10 protein-coding genes, 2 tRNA genes and 3 rRNA genes are annotated in these 15,745 nt (G+C 41.6%); 5 read left to right on the forward strand and 10 right to left on the reverse strand.

Going from position 1 to position 15,745, the window contains the following annotated elements; genetic code table 11:
• The first annotated feature begins 38 nt into the window (after window positions 1–38).
• The 5 genes from MST17_RS09355 to MST17_RS09375 all read left to right on the forward strand — a co-directional run bounded on the left by MST17_RS09355 (window position 39) and on the right by MST17_RS09375 (window position 5,662).
• Window positions 39–1,412 (forward strand): AarF/ABC1/UbiB kinase family protein, encoded by a 1,374-nt coding sequence (locus MST17_RS09355; protein ID WP_180005577.1) that lies wholly within the window; start codon window positions 39–41, stop codon window positions 1,410–1,412.
• A gap of 241 nt (window positions 1,413–1,653) precedes the next feature.
• Window positions 1,654–2,940 (forward strand): acyl-CoA dehydrogenase family protein, encoded by a 1,287-nt coding sequence (locus tag MST17_RS09360; RefSeq protein WP_180026304.1) that lies wholly within the window; start codon window positions 1,654–1,656, stop codon window positions 2,938–2,940.
• Between the two features lie 29 nt (window positions 2,941–2,969).
• Window positions 2,970–4,169 (forward strand): acyl-CoA dehydrogenase family protein, encoded by a 1,200-nt coding sequence (locus MST17_RS09365; protein WP_180009497.1) that lies wholly within the window; start codon window positions 2,970–2,972, stop codon window positions 4,167–4,169.
• A gap of 88 nt (window positions 4,170–4,257) precedes the next feature.
• Window positions 4,258–4,743 (forward strand): GNAT family N-acetyltransferase, encoded by a 486-nt coding sequence (locus MST17_RS09370; protein ID WP_180009505.1) that lies wholly within the window; start codon window positions 4,258–4,260, stop codon window positions 4,741–4,743.
• 334 nt (window positions 4,744–5,077) lie between these two features.
• Complete coding sequence (locus tag MST17_RS09375) at window positions 5,078–5,662, forward strand: lytic transglycosylase domain-containing protein (protein ID WP_180026297.1); 585 nt, start codon at window positions 5,078–5,080, stop codon at window positions 5,660–5,662.
• Between the two features lie 84 nt (window positions 5,663–5,746).
• Here the strand turns inward: MST17_RS09375 and MST17_RS09380 are convergent, their stop codons facing one another.
• The 10 genes from MST17_RS09380 to MST17_RS09425 form a co-directional block, all read right to left on the reverse strand.
• Entirely contained in the window at window positions 5,747–6,094 is a 348-nt protein-coding gene (locus MST17_RS09380) for a hypothetical protein (RefSeq protein ID WP_180026298.1), read from the reverse strand.
• A gap of 87 nt (window positions 6,095–6,181) precedes the next feature.
• A complete protein-coding gene (locus MST17_RS09385) occupies window positions 6,182–7,051 on the reverse strand; it encodes an IS982 family transposase (protein ID WP_180048875.1) in 870 nt (289 codons plus the stop codon).
• Window positions 7,052–7,416: 365 nt separating this feature from the next.
• A 5S ribosomal RNA gene (gene rrf / locus MST17_RS09390) occupies window positions 7,417–7,531 on the reverse strand.
• A 176-nt stretch (window positions 7,532–7,707) separates the two neighbouring features.
• Window positions 7,708–10,601: ribosomal RNA gene (locus tag MST17_RS09395) — 23S ribosomal RNA — on the reverse strand.
• A gap of 445 nt (window positions 10,602–11,046) precedes the next feature.
• Window positions 11,047–11,122: transfer RNA gene (locus tag MST17_RS09400), tRNA-Ala, on the reverse strand.
• 74 nt (window positions 11,123–11,196) lie between these two features.
• A tRNA-Ile gene (locus tag MST17_RS09405) sits at window positions 11,197–11,273 on the reverse strand.
• A gap of 61 nt (window positions 11,274–11,334) precedes the next feature.
• Window positions 11,335–12,873: ribosomal RNA gene (locus MST17_RS09410) — 16S ribosomal RNA — on the reverse strand.
• Together the 16S, 23S and 5S rRNA genes with 2 tRNA genes alongside form the textbook arrangement of a ribosomal RNA operon.
• A 512-nt stretch (window positions 12,874–13,385) precedes the next feature.
• Window positions 13,386–14,063 (reverse strand): DUF2057 domain-containing protein, encoded by a 678-nt coding sequence (locus MST17_RS09415; protein ID WP_180007383.1) that lies wholly within the window; start codon window positions 14,061–14,063, stop codon window positions 13,386–13,388.
• A gap of 183 nt (window positions 14,064–14,246) precedes the next feature.
• Complete coding sequence (locus tag MST17_RS09420; RefSeq protein ID WP_180007270.1) at window positions 14,247–14,840, reverse strand: nitroreductase family protein; 594 nt, start codon at window positions 14,838–14,840, stop codon at window positions 14,247–14,249.
• Window positions 14,841–15,054: 214 nt separating this feature from the next.
• On the reverse strand, window positions 15,055–15,741 hold the full coding sequence (locus tag MST17_RS09425; RefSeq protein ID WP_180027252.1) for a nitroreductase family protein: 687 nt from the start codon (window positions 15,739–15,741) through the stop codon (window positions 15,055–15,057).
• Window positions 15,742–15,745: the final 4 nt, after the last annotated feature.

The following is a 15,745-nucleotide window of genomic DNA, read 5'->3' on the forward strand; positions in this document are numbered from 1 at the left end:
ATTTTTCTGCGAATTGCTGATTAAAGGATTTAATTTACATGTCAGATCAGAACGATAAGCTCAAACACTTGAAAACGTCTTCTATGGATCGACGCTTATCTATCGCAAAGGCATCGCTACTTGCGGGAACTCGTTGGGCAGCATCAAACGCCACTTCTATTTTTTCGAGTGAAGAAGAAAAAGAGAAAAAGCGTAAAAAAGCCATGAAAGATCAGGCTGAATATCTCGTCGCAGAAATTGGTAAATTAAAAGGTTCAATTGTAAAAATTGGGCAAATGATGGCGTTGTATGGTGAACATTTTCTACCTGAAGAAATCACCCAAGCCCTCAATACCCTTAACAATCAAACAGTCGCATTGGCATGGCCAGCCATCAAAGTACAATTACAAAATCAACTTGGCTCAAAACTTGATGATCTCGTGATTGATCATGAGCCGCTTGGTACAGCATCTTTGGCACAAGTTCATCGTGCAAAACGTAAATCTGATGGTTTAGAACTGGTATTAAAAATCCAGTATCCGGGTGTGGCTGATGCTATCGATTCAGATATGAATCTATTCAAAAACATGCTCAAACTGACACGAATGGTGCCCCAAACGCGTGAATTTGATCAGTGGTTTGATGAAGTTCGTGAAATGATGCATCGTGAAGTAAATTATAAAATCGAAGCAGATACCACACGCCGTTTTGCTGCACGCTTAAAAGAAGATCCACGATATATCGTCCCGCAAATCATTGAAGGTTATTCAACACCTCAAGTGCTGTGTATGACCTTTGAACGTGGTGTGCCGATTAATAGCCCTGTAATGCTATCACTTCCTCAAGAGCGCCGTAATGCCTTAGGTGAAGCATCACTTGAAATTGCCGTACGCGAAATTTTTGAATGGGGTGAAATGCAAACCGACCCTAACTTCGGAAACTATTTGGTCCGTTTAGGCAATGGTGCGGATGTGCCAGATAAAATTGTTCTCCTCGACTTTGGTGCGATCCGTCAGTTCGATGAGCATCTATTAGGCGTTGCGCGTAATTTGATTACCGCGGGTTACCATCACAGCTCTGAGCAAATGGTCAAAGCGATGACAGGTTATGAGTTCTTTGATGGTATTCCACAAAGTATTAAACCTGATATGGCTAAAGTCTTTTTGTTAGCGACAGAGGCATTTAGTAGCACTGAAAATAACCCAAACATCCCTGCTGGTGTTATGGACGAACAACAACGCTATGACTGGAAAAAAAGCCAATTACATAGCCGTGTGATGCAACAAGCGTCAAAATCGATGGCATCTCGCTATTTCTCAGTTCCACCTAAAGAGTTTATGTTTATTAGCCGTAAATTTATCGGTGCATATACCTTTATGACCGTCATTGAAGCAAAAACCAATGTTCGTCGTATGATTCAAAAATATCAATAATCATTCAATACAGACCTTAAAACTTGGCTGACTCAAATGTCAGCCAAGTCAATTTTAAAATAACAACACTTTTAAGCCTTTTTACTTTTCTATTCTTAATTAATCATTTAGCTATCAAATCCCACCTAATCTCGCCGTTTATCTTTGACAATCATGCATGTCATTTATGACATGGTTTTTCTATCTTTGGCATGTCAGCATTAAATAAGAACAGCGCAAATGGAAAACAACAATGACCAATATGGTAAACAATGCACAAGGATTTGGACTCTCACTTTTAACGAAAATTGCCGGAAGTGATGTACTCGATCAGTTTAAACTGCGCAAATTTGTTGAAAAATCTTTGTATCAAAGCTCAAAAGCTGGTTTTAAAACCCTGAGCCAGACGCAAAAAGTATTTCAGACCAACAAAGATGTGCATAAGCAACGTTTGCCTAATCAACAAAAATCATTATTTGATTTAAACCTGACTGAAGAACAACAAATGACTGCTGATGCGATGCAGCAGTTTGCCACAGAAGTCTTGTATCCACTTGCTCATCAAGCCGATCAAGAGGAAAGATTTCCTGAAGCGTTATGGCAACATATCCAAGATCTAGGTCTAAATTATTATGCCTTACCTGAAGATTTGGGTGGCGTCGCGGCAGAAAAAAATATCATTAGCAATATCTTAATTGCTGAACAATTGGCTGAAGGTGACTTTAGTTTAACAGCAGGTTTACTGTCGACGTTTAGCTGTATCAACGCCATTACCCAATGGGGTTCCGAATCTGTTCAAGCAACCTACTTAGCGGCATTTGCAGATGATTCAGCCCTACGTGCAAGCTTTGCGGTTCAAGAGGCAACAGCGGCATTTAATCCCTATCAACTTAAAACTCACGCGATTGCTGATGGCCAGCAGTATAAAATCAGTGGGGAGAAAACCTTAGTCCTTCTAGGCGAACAGGCAGATGTGCTGTTAGTGAGTGCCATGCTCAATGGACAGCCTGAAGTTTTTATTGTGCAACGCGACCAGAGCATTAGCGCAAAAAAAACACCTGCTATGGGTTTGAAAGCCACTGAAACGGTAACTTTAAAATTTGATCAGACCCCTGCCCAACGCTTAGGAGATCAAGATTTCAATTACACCTCATTTATCGATCTTGGCAACTTAATGTGGTGTGCCATGGCTGTTGGCACCGCAACTGCAGTCAAAAAATATTGCATTCAATATGCAAACGAACGTACAGCTTTTGGAGAGCCAATTTCGCACCGTCAAAGTGTGGCATTTATGATTGCAGATATGGCAATCGAAATTGATGCCATGCATATGCTCATCCTCAATGCAGCAAGCCTAGCCGAAGCCGGCAAGCCTTTTCATCGTGAAGCCTATTTAGCTCGCGTGCTATGTGCTGAAAAATCGATGAAAATTGGGACCGATGGCGTGCAAATATTAGGTGGTCACGGCTTTACCAAAGAACATCCCGTAGAACGTTGGTATCGAGACTTACGTGCCACAGCGATTCTTCAATCTGGCTTGCATGCTTAATTCAGCAAAATAAAAACAAGGAAATGTCCATGAACTTACAAAATCCGAAAAAATTTAAATTGCTGATCGACCAAGCCCATGAAGTCGCATTAAATGTTCTACGTCCTATTTCACGTAAATATGACAAAGCCGAACATGCCTATCCTAAAGAGTTAGACATGTTATCTTCCCTCGTCGACGGTATGAATGATGGCGGAGATGGCATGAATGCAGGTGCTGCCGTCAATAAACGTGGTGACACAGACACTGGTAATAAAAACGGTGTCAATATGTCGACAGCCCTCAGTATCATCGAGATGTGCTATGGAGATACAGGCCTGTTGCTCAGTATGCCTCGACAAGGGCTTGGAAATTCGGCTATTGCAGCAGTAGCCAATGATGAACAACTAGAACGCTTAAAAGGAACTTGGGCCGCTATGGCCATTACAGAACCCAATTGCGGCTCTGATTCTGCTGCTATTCGGACAACAGCGACGAAAGATGGCGATGAATACATTCTCAATGGGGAAAAAATCTTTGTCACCTCGGGTGAGCGTGCTGATTCCGTGGTGGTTTGGGCAACGCTAGATAAAAAATTAGGCCGTGCAGCGATTAAATCCTTTGTTGTTGAAAAAGGTACGCTGGGCATGACTGTAGAACGCCTAGAACATAAATTGGGTATTAAAGCTTCTGATACGGCTGCCATTAGCTTTGTAGATTGTCGTGTCCCTGCTGCAAACTTATTAGGCAATGCTGAAATTGATGTAGCAAAGGGTTTTGCTGGGGTTATGGAAACTTTTGATAATACTCGCCCACTCGTTGCCGCGATGGCTATTGGCTGTGCCAAGGCATCTTTAGAGCGAATTAAAGAAATCTTTAAAGATGAATTAGATGAGCAGTATTCAACACCGATCTTACAAAGCTCGAATATTGCTGCACAAATATATCGAATGGAAGCAGACTGGGAAGCAGCACGTCTCCTCATGCTCAAAGCCGCATGGATGGCCGACAACAAAAAACCAAACTCACGTGAAGCATCCATCGCTAAAGCAAAAGCAGGCCGTGTAGGTAATGAAATCACGTTAAAGTGTGTAGAACTCGCAGCGGCTGTCGGCTATAGCGAAGATGAATTATTAGAAAAATGGGCACGTGATTCAAAAATCCTCGATATATTTGAAGGCACACAGCAAATTCAACAATTAATCGTTGCACGTCGTGAACTGGGTAAAAGTTCAAGCGAATTAAAGTAATTTTTTGCTTGAGTAATTTTAAACTTAGAGATGGATTTTTTTATAGGATCAGTCTATAAACAATCCATCTTTTTGTTTTTCGATGATTATGTTTCAGATCCGACCACTTCAACTTGAAGACAATGTAAGCATTGCCAACGTCATTCGCACAGTTTCCAAAGAATTTGGATTAGCACCTGAATCAGGATTTGCCGTTGCAGATCCAATTTTAGATGATTTATATCACGTCTATACGCAAGCAAATGCACAATATTGGGTTATTGAAAATCAACACGGTACAATTTTAGGTGGTGGGGGCCTTTCTCCTTTAGTTGGAGACTCAAGCATTTTAGAAATCCAAAAAATGTATTTTATGCCTGAATTACGTGGTCATGGCTTAGCCAAAGATATTTTAGAACTTTGTTTTCAATTCGCCAAAGATCATAATTTTAAAGCGTGTTATTTAGAAACTACACATACACTTGGGCAAGCAGTGAAACTTTATGAAAAAGTAGGATTTCAACACTTACAAGCTCCCAAGGGCAATACAGGTCATAGCCAAGCATGCGAAATTTGGATGCTTAAAACGCTTTAAACTCAGATTCCACTAATACCTCTGAAAAGAGTTATAGCTTTTCCAAATAGGGATATTTAATGAGTGGATATTCTAGTTTTTTATAACTAAAGTTCTCGGGATTTGAATGCCCCACAATCTTAAGTAAGAATGTAAAGAGAGAAATACTGACTCAATTAACACGATCTGTTTTTCTCTCTTCACTTAAAAAATCATGTAATTTGAGTACATTTCCATCAATTCTTACAATTTCACTGTACAGAGCATCTTAAGAAAATATTGACCTCTAAGTCTCCAGTTCATAATATCGCTTTAGAAATTACACTTAGCCATGATTATTTTAAAGTGAATATAAATGCAGAATGTACTGAATAAAACTCGCCTTTCAACTCGTCTTTCGTCGCTCCTAAACGCTCACAGCTTAAAGTTTTCAACTGTTATTATATATGTAACCCTGATTTCTGGATGTTCATCACTAGGTGGTGGCTCTGTAGAAAAACGTGCAGTTAAACTTTCATCAGGGATCCAAAAGGCCTATTCAGTCAATCCTGAAACTGCAAATCGAGTGTCACCCTACATTGTGCAAACTGCCGATCAATACAACTTAGATCCTTTACTACTGGCTGCCGTTATTCGCCAAGAATCAACTTTCCGCCCTTATGTCAGTTCTCCTGCAGGTGCAGTCGGTTTAACTCAGGTGATGCCACGTTATTGGCAAGCAACATGCCCTGGGGATTTATATGACGAATTAACCAATATTAATTGTGGGTCATTTATTTTAACTAAATATAAAAATGCGGCAGGTAGTATTCCAAAAGCTTTAGCCTACTATAATGTCGGACCTACTGCTTATAACACCAATCGAAAAATGAAAAAACAAGGCAAACGTTATGCAAAACAAGTTAAAGAACATCAAAATAATTTAAAAAGTTCCTTATAATTTCTAAAAATTTAATCTTTTATTTAACCATATAGACCTAACTAAGCTTAAGAGGATAAATTTTGTTAGGTCTAATCTCTTCAATTATTTCATAGATTGACGCATTTTATCTTCATCAAAATATTGCGCAAATGATGCAATACGTTTTTCAACAATTGGATTTTTCATCAGATTTTCAGCTGCACGATTTCCCAATAGTTCAAATGCTTTACCTAGAGCATTTGTTCCTTCATTTTCTGTAACAGCTTTGATTTCAGCATTACAACGTTTAGTAAATAAATCTTGAAATAGAATAGCCATATTTTTATCAATTTTTTGTATCTCAACTGGCGTTACTTTACTATATTTAGAAATTTCTGGATGTGCTGAAAATGCCAAATAAATCCAAGCTGTTAAGTTCTGACTCTCTTTTGCTGAAATTTTATTTACCAAACATTCACTTAGTTTACCCTGATACACACCGGCTGTAGTATTGAAAGAAACAAATGCAAATAAAACTGTAGCTAACCCGAATCCTTTTTAAGCCAATGACTGCATAATTTGAATTGTGGGCTTATGCTGCTGAGTTAATTGGTATGCACATAGTGATGCGTAAATACCACTTAAAAAGCCTGAGATACTTCTAGCTCTACTCGTCACCAAATTGTATTGACCTTTCAATAAGCTGAATAACGTTTCTATTTTATTACGTTGTTTTAAGTGATATGCATCTGATGTACAGAGTTGAACAGACCGCATGTTCTTTCGATGATAAGTAATTAAATCAATACCTTGTTCTTTTAATCTGTTTTTTAAATCCTGACTGATATAACCACGATCCGCGTAAAGCTTTGCTTCCAAGCCTTCAACCAAATGCTCAACCATTCTTATGTCAGCCACATGTCCATTGGATAATGCTGAACAAACGACTTCTCCAAGTTGATTCATCATAATATGTAATTTACAGCCGTAGAACCAACCCATCGAGCTTTTACCACGAGATGCAATTTCTGCTAGAGATTTATGGCGTTGAATTCGTTGATTTTTACAGACAGGTAAAGTGGTTGAGTCAATCCATAAATATTGGCTCCGTTGACCTTTCATTAAGGCTACATGTAAAGCATGTAGTGCCAACTGGTGCGTATTAATGAGGTGAATCAGCCGTTGGTAACAGGGTAAGCTCTTAAATAAAGAGCTTTTATCCTGCCTTAGCCATGTGAAAAATGCTTTGAAATTAGTGAAATGAGAGCATTTATACCAAATAGCAATAAAGGTGATTTCTGAAAGACTCAAGTGAGCCGCTCGAATTCTTGAGAAACGATGGCTTTGCTTAAGGAATTGCCAATAAGTTGCTTCAAATTTAAGAAAGAAATCATCAATTACGCAAAATAATTCGGTACTATTAAACATGAGGATAGAGTTGTGAGTTTTGTGTGGTAACTCAACTGATGGCTCTAGTCCTCATATTTTTCAAGTCAATTTCTTATCCGCGATTCGGGTTAGCTAATAATTTTTTTAAAAACATCTTAAATACCCTATATATTATTAAAGAGACAAACGATTTTATTATATTGATTTATTACACATTTTCATTAGCAAAACATTTTAAATGATATAAAAGAGTTCTAGACGAGTTTATTGTTGATCGGCCTTATTCTTTTTAAATATCTATCATTTCCCTGTTTTTTCTTCTGCTTTTCTTATTATTTTTTTCTTCCCTTTTTCCCCACATAAAAAAACACCCCCTGAGATATCAGGGGGTGTTTCGAATAATGAGCTGGCGATGACTTACTCTCACATGGGTAACCCCACACTACCATCAGCGCTAAGAGGTTTCACTTCTGAGTTCGGGAAGGGATCAGGTGGTTCACTCTTGCTATGGTCGCCAGCACAACTGTTATGACTTTGCATTTGGTCTTATCTTTTCAGTGCCGTTGCTTGGTCAAATGAGTTATTAACAGATCATATCTAAGTTGCATATTTTGTTCTTAAGCGTTAACTAAATCAAGTTTGATTGATTATATGTGAATCAATTGATGCTATATATACAACTGCTTGGGTGTTGTATAGTCAAGCCTCACGAGCAATTAGTATTGGTCAGCTTCATGCGTCACCGCACTTCCACATCCAACCTATCAACGTCGTAGTCTTCAACGGCTCTTTAGTGGACATAAAGTCCAAGGGAAATCTTATCTTGAGGTAGGCTTCCCGCTTAGATGCTTTCAGCGGTTATCCCTTCCGAACATAGCTACCCGGCGATGCGACTGGCGTCACAACCGGTACACCAGAGGTTCGTCCACTCTGGTCCTCTCGTACTAGGAGCAGATCCTCTCAAATTTCCAGCGCCCACGGTAGATAGGGACCGAACTGTCTCACGACGTTCTAAACCCAGCTCGCGTACCTCTTTAAATGGCGAACAGCCATACCCTTGGGACCTGCTTCAGCCCCAGGATGAGATGAGCCGACATCGAGGTGCCAAACACCGCCGTCGATATGAACTCTTGGGCGGTATCAGCCTGTTATCCCCAGAGTACCTTTTATCCGTTGAGCGATGGCCCTTCCATACAGAACCACCGGATCACTAAGACCTACTTTCGTACCTGCTCGACTTGTGGGTCTCGCAGTTAAGCGCGCTTTTGCCTTTATACTCTACGCGTGATTTCCGACCACGCTGAGCGCACCTTCGTACTCCTCCGTTACTCTTTAGGAGGAGACCGCCCCAGTCAAACTACCCACCAGACATGGTCCTCGTCCCGGATAACGGGACAGAGTTAGAACCTCAATATTACCAGGGTGGTATTTCAAGATTGGCTCCACCGAAACTAGCGTCTCGGTTTCAAAGCCTCCCACCTATCCTACACAAGTAAGATCAAAGTTCAATGTCAAGCTGCAGTAAAGGTTCACGGGGTCTTTCCGTCTAGCCGCGGGTACACCGCATCTTCACGGCGAATTCGATTTCACTGAGCCTCTGCTGGAGACAGCGCCCCCATCATTATGCCATTCGTGCAGGTCGGAACTTACCCGACAAGGAATTTCGCTACCTTAGGACCGTTATAGTTACGGCCGCCGTTTACTGGGGCTTCGATCAAGAGCTTCGCTTACGCTAACCCCATCAATTAACCTTCCAGCACCGGGCAGGCATCACACCCTATACGTCCACTTTCGTGTTTGCAGAGTGCTATGTTTTTAATAAACAGTTGCAGGGGCCTGGTTTCTGTGGCTGCTCTCAGCTCAGGAAGCAAGTTCCATCACCAAAAGCAGCGTACCTTCTCCCGAAGTTACGGTACCATTTTGCCTAGTTCCTTCAGCAGAGTTCTCTCAAGCGCTTTGGTCTACTCGACCTGACCACCTGTGTCGGTTTCGGGTACGATTCCAGTGTAACTGAAGCTTAGAGACTTTTCCTGGAAGTATGGTATCAGCCACTTCACTGTACAAGTACAGCTTGCTGTCAGATCTCAGCATAGAGTACCCCGGATTTGCCTAAGATACATGCCTACTTCCTTTCACCTGGACAACCAACGCCAGGCTGACTTAACCTTCTCCGTCCTCTCATCGCATTACACTGAAGTATTGGAATATTAACCAATTTCCCATCGACTACGCCTCTCGGCCTCGCCTTAGGGGTCGACTCACCCAGCCCCGATTAACGTTGGACTGGAACCCTTGGTCTTTCAGCGAACGGGTTTTTCACCCGTTTTGTCGTTACTCACGTCAGCATTCGCACTTCTGATACCTCCAGCAGACTTCTCAATCCACCTTCATCGGCTTACAGAACGCTCCCCTACCACTTACACTAATGTGTAAATCCGCAGCTTCGGCATATAGTTTTAGCCCCGTTACATCTTCCGCGCAGGCCGACTCGACTAGTGAGCTATTACGCTTTCTTTAAAGGGTGGCTGCTTCTAAGCCAACCTCCTAGCTGTCTATGCCTTCCCACATCGTTTCCCACTTAACTATAATTTTGGGGCCTTAGCTGGCGGTCTGGATTGTTTTCCTCTTGACTACGGACGTTAGCACCCGCAGTCTGTCTCCCGGATAGTACTCATTGGTATTCGGAGTTTGCATCGGTTTGGTAAGTCGGGATGACCCCCTAGCCGAAACAGTGCTCTACCCCCAATGGTATTCGTCCGAGGCGCTACCTAAATAGCTTTCGGGGAGAACCAGCTATCACCGAGTTTGATTAGCCTTTCACCCCTATCCACAAGTCATCCCCTGGCTTTTCAACGACAGTGGGTTCGGTCCTCCAGTTAGTGTTACCCAACCTTCAACCTGCTCATGGATAGATCACCCGGTTTCGGGTCTACACCCAGCAACTAAACGCCCTATTAAGACTCGATTTCTCTACGGCTCCCCTAATCGGTTAACCTTGCTACTGAATGTAAGTCGCTGACCCATTATACAAAAGGTACGCAGTCACCAAACAAGTTGGCTCCCACTGCTTGTATGCATGCGGTTTCAGGATCTATTTCACTCCCCTCACAGGGGTTCTTTTCGCCTTTCCCTCACGGTACTGGTTCACTATCGGTCAGTCAGGAGTATTTAGCCTTGGAGGATGGTCCCCCCATATTCAGACAAGGTTTCACGTGCCTCGCCCTACTCGACATCATTATCTAAGCCCTTTCGCGTACAGGACTATCACCTACTATGGTCGCACTTCCCAGAGCGTTCCACTAAAGCTTAGATAACTTAATGGGCTTTTCCCCGTTCGCTCGCCGCTACTGAGGGAATCTCAATTGATTTCTTTTCCTAAGGGTACTGAGATGTTTCACTTCCCCTCGTTCGCCTCATAAACCTATGTATTCAGTTTATGATACCCGCCTTATAGCGGGTGGGTTTCCCCATTCAGAAATCTCCGGATCACAGGATATTTGCCGCCTCCCCGGAGCTTATCGCAGGCTATTACGTCTTTCATCGCCTCTGACTGCCAAGGCATCCACCACATGCACTTAATTACTTGACTATACAACCCCAAACAGTCGTTTGATCCTACAAGTAGATCAACCAACATTACAGTTTAGAGCTTCGTGAATTTAATCACTGTACAGCTTCAATTAGATTCATATACCAAAACGCTTGATTCAGTTAATTTCGCTAGTAACTCATTTTATTCAACTTTCACAATTGCTTGTTAGGTTAAATCAAACGAGTATGAACAAATTATTTCAACTCAAATATATTCTGTTAATGATTTTTCCAGCCTTCGTCAGGTCAGGAAACTGCGATAAATCACAGAGCTTAATAACAATGGAGCGAATCATACGCCACTTTGTTGCTAAGCTCTATAACCTAAACACTTGATCGCTTAAGGACTAAACAACTTCAACACTGCATGATCACATACTGCGCGAAGCGTAGCTTCTTGCTTAAATTTCAAGGAAAAACGTTGTTTTTCTTATCTTGAAATTTGGTGGAGACTAGGAGAGTCGAACTCCTGACCTCCTGCGTGCAAAGCAGGCGCTCTACCAACTAAGCTAAGTCCCCAGCTTATCAATAAGTCAATGTGTCTGATTTTCTGTTTGCTTCCGTATTTTATTCAAATACTTCGTTAGTCAGAATGGTGGGTCTGACAAGACTTGAACTTGTGACCCCACGCTTATCAAGCGTGTGCTCTAACCAACTGAGCTACAGACCCTCAGATACATCGTCATGAAGAACAACTTGTTGTGGATTCTTACCAATCGTCAATCTTTCGTTAAGGAGGTGATCCAGCCGCAGGTTCCCCTACGGCTACCTTGTTACGACTTCACCCCAGTCATCGGCCACACCGTGGTAAGCGTCCTCCTTACGGTTAGACTACCTACTTCTGGTGCAACAAACTCCCATGGTGTGACGGGCGGTGTGTACAAGGCCCGGGAACGTATTCACCGCGGCATTCTGATCCGCGATTACTAGCGATTCCGACTTCATGGAGTCGAGTTGCAGACTCCAATCCGGACTACGATCGGCTTTTTGAGATTAGCATCTCCTCGCGGAGTAGCAACCCTTTGTACCGACCATTGTAGCACGTGTGTAGCCCTGGTCGTAAGGGCCATGATGACTTGACGTCGTCCCCGCCTTCCTCCAGTTTGTCACTGGCAGTATCCTTAAAGTTCCCGGCTTAACCCGATGGCAAATAAGGAAAAGGGTTGCGCTCGTTGCGGGACTTAACCCAACATCTCACGACACGAGCTGACGACAGCCATGCAGCACCTGTATGTAAGTTCCCGAAGGCACCAATCCATCTCTGGAAAGTTCTTACTATGTCAAGACCAGGTAAGGTTCTTCGCGTTGCATCGAATTAAACCACATGCTCCACCGCTTGTGCGGGCCCCCGTCAATTCATTTGAGTTTTAGTCTTGCGACCGTACTCCCCAGGCGGTCTACTTATCGCGTTAGCTGCGCCACTAAAGCCTCAAAGGCCCCAACGGCTAGTAGACATCGTTTACGGCATGGACTACCAGGGTATCTAATCCTGTTTGCTCCCCATGCTTTCGTGCCTCAGCGTCAGTATTAGGCCAGATGGCTGCCTTCGCCATCGGTATTCCTCCAGATCTCTACGCATTTCACCGCTACACCTGGAATTCTACCATCCTCTCCCATACTCTAGCTTCCCAGTATCGAATGCAATTCCCAAGTTAAGCTCGGGGATTTCACATCCGACTTAAAAAGCCGCCTACGCACGCTTTACGCCCAGTAAATCCGATTAACGCTCGCACCCTCTGTATTACCGCGGCTGCTGGCACAGAGTTAGCCGGTGCTTATTCTGCGAGTAACGTCCACTATCCTTAGGTATTAACTAAGGTAGCCTCCTCCTCGCTTAAAGTGCTTTACAACCAAAAGGCCTTCTTCACACACGCGGCATGGCTGGATCAGGGTTCCCCCCATTGTCCAATATTCCCCACTGCTGCCTCCCGTAGGAGTCTGGGCCGTGTCTCAGTCCCAGTGTGGCGGATCATCCTCTCAGACCCGCTACAGATCGTCGCCTTGGTAGGCCTTTACCCCACCAACTAGCTAATCCGACTTAGGCTCATCTATTAGCGCAAGGTCCGAAGATCCCCTGCTTTCTCCCGTAGGACGTATGCGGTATTAGCATCCCTTTCGAAATGTTGTCCCCCACTAATAGGCAGATTCCTAAGCATTACTCACCCGTCCGCCGCTAGAAATCGGTAGCAAGCTACCTATTCCCGCTCGACTTGCATGTGTTAAGCCTGCCGCCAGCGTTCAATCTGAGCCATGATCAAACTCTTCAGTTTAATACTTTGTAGCACCTTAAAGGGTACCAATCTTGGCTCATCAATTACTGACAAAAATTTGCTCAAATAAACTTCGAGTAATTTCTACCATCAATCAATGAAAATAATTTCGATCAATCAACTAGTAAAAATCCACACAAGTTGTTCTTCATAATCTCTTAATGATCTTCTTAATGCTTCGTCAGCAAATAAGAAAACAACATCAAACAACTTAAAAACTTACGTTTATCGCTGTCTGCGTTGGTATGCAGCGTATTCTATAGAGTTTCAAAACAAACACAAGCCTCTATCATAGAAATTTCTATGATATTGTGCTTGAGTGTGTATTTTTTAAACTAAATGCAATTTATTGCTTATTTAAAGATCAATATATCCACATATTTTGCCTTATGAAAGACGAATTTTATAATTCTTGGTAATTTTTATATTCTTCAATCTAAAAAGCCCGTATTTCAACGGACTTTTCGAATAATACGAATTTTAAGAAAACCAATGAAGTTATGAAAGTGGCTTTAGTTTGCTTGCTCAGCCAACCAACTCATGAATTTTTGTCGTTCAGCTTTACTAGCCTTCTGCCAAAGCTGAATTAATTGTTGATCTGCCCCATTTTCATTAATAGTCACATTTTTTGGAGCAGCTACAGGAGATACTACGTTCGCCGGCTTTACTGTTACGGATTGTGCATAAATAGGTGCCGGTTGATTTTCTGGCACAGCGTCTTTCTTCGTAAAATCTACAGCATTACCCAAAATACCATTGGAGAAAATCGTTTTTTGTTCTTTCTTTGCCCCAGCTTGCTGCACAAGTAATTGATTAGATTTGTCATACAAACCAAATATCGGTTGGTCTTTATATTTTTGCGCAGCATCAAAATCTTTTGGTGCATTGACTAGACCCAAACGATACTCTTGACCATCAATCAGTGCTGGAGTACGAATAGCAGCAACACCTGACTTTAATATATCGTGGGAATTATCAGCATGTTGAAAAAATTCGCTATAACGTACAGTTAATAGGTTTTCACCTGCATCTAGCTTATATTTCTCTGTAGATCGAAATAAACCACCTGTAACTTCTTGATCATTAACTGCAACTATTTTGATTTCTTCCGGAACAGTCAAAGTTACAGCTGCAAATCCTGCACTACTTAACATCAGCGCTGTAGCTGCAACAGTTAATCTTAAAGTCATCATTATCACTCTTTATCAATTATTTAGTTTCGATTGCACTATGCAATGCATATGTGACAATCTTATGACATCTAACAATCACTGTATATTTAGTTTCAAGACATTATTTAGATATTCATTCAAGAATTTTGCATATAAAAAAAGGATGCTTAAAGCATCCTTTTTTAATTCATCACACCATCATTACTTGAAAGTTTTGAATCGTTCTTCATCTGCAATAAAGGTTTTTTCACCTGCAGGCGCTTCAATCGAACCAAAAACAAGCTGTGCACGTAGTTTCCATTGATCTGGCACATCAAATGCCGCAGCTGTTTCAGCATCAACAATTGGATTGTAATGTTGCAATGATGCACCGATATTTTTTTCAGCCAATGCCGTCCAAGTAGCAAATTGAGCAATCGCCGTTGAGTGTTCAGACCATACTGGGAAATTATCTGCATAAAGTGCAAATTGTTCTTGGAGTGCTTTTACTACAGCCTGATCTTCATAAAATAATGCTGTACCAAAACCTGCTGCAAAACTATTAATCTTGCCATTGGTTCCTTCAAATGCATCTGCAGGTACAATTTTACGTAAAGTTTCACGTACGATATTCCAGAATTTTTGATGTGCATCACCAAACAGAATAACAACACGAGATGTTTGAGAGTTAAATGATGATGGACTTAAACGTACAGCATTTTTAATGGTTTGCTCAATTTCATCTTGCGATAAACTCACGTTATTACCAATAGAATAGATTGTGCGACGTTGTTCGATTTGATTCAAGAATGACATTACAAGACCTCTTTTTATTTTCAATTAGCTTACTAAGTTGTGATTTATAATAGGTGATGTTTTTAACAGTTGCATGACTATATTTACAACATTGTGTCTTATTTCTAGAACAATCAGTTGCAAGCATCTAAATACCTACAACCCACTTACATTCAAATATTGGTTCACAGTCTTTAGGACAGCAGAAATCAAAGCAACCTACAGAACATAGAAATTACTCATAAATTCTAAACTGATCTTGATCTTCTGGTTCTAAACGTTCAGGCGCTTGACCTTCAATTGAACCAAAGACCAACTGCGCACGTAGCAGCCATTGTTTTGAAATATTAAAGTGTTCGGCAACGGCATAATCAATGTGTGGATTATAGTGTTGTAAACATGCGCCTAAACCTGCATCTGCGATCGAAGTCCATACTGCGAATTGCGCCATGCCAGACGTTTGCTCCGACCACACTGGAAAATCTTCTGCACTTAATGGCACTTTCTTTTGTAATTGTTGAATCACAACTTGATCTTCATAGAAAAGTACAGTTCCCAGGCCAGCTGCACACTGATCTATTTTGAGCGCCACACCTTCAAAAATATAACTCGCAACATTCTTGCGTTGTACGTCTTTTACAATGTCCCAAAATTTTTGATGAGATTCGCCAAATAAAACTACAATACGTGTGCTTTGCGAATTATATGCAGATGGACAACTTCTTACGGATTCTTGAATCAGTTCCGCCAAATAAGCCTGACTGTAATGCACCTTCTTTCCAAGCTCGTAAATACTGCGACGTTTCTTTAATTGATCAACAAAGGACGCTTCTATTTCTTGGTCGGTATTTTTCTTTTTTAATTTAAAATCTTTAGTGATATCCGCAGTCAATACATGACCAATTTTATCGAGTAACGCCACCCTA

This window comes from Acinetobacter sp. YH16056_T (assembly GCF_024605895.1).
GTDB lineage: Bacteria > Pseudomonadota > Gammaproteobacteria > Pseudomonadales > Moraxellaceae > Acinetobacter > Acinetobacter amyesii.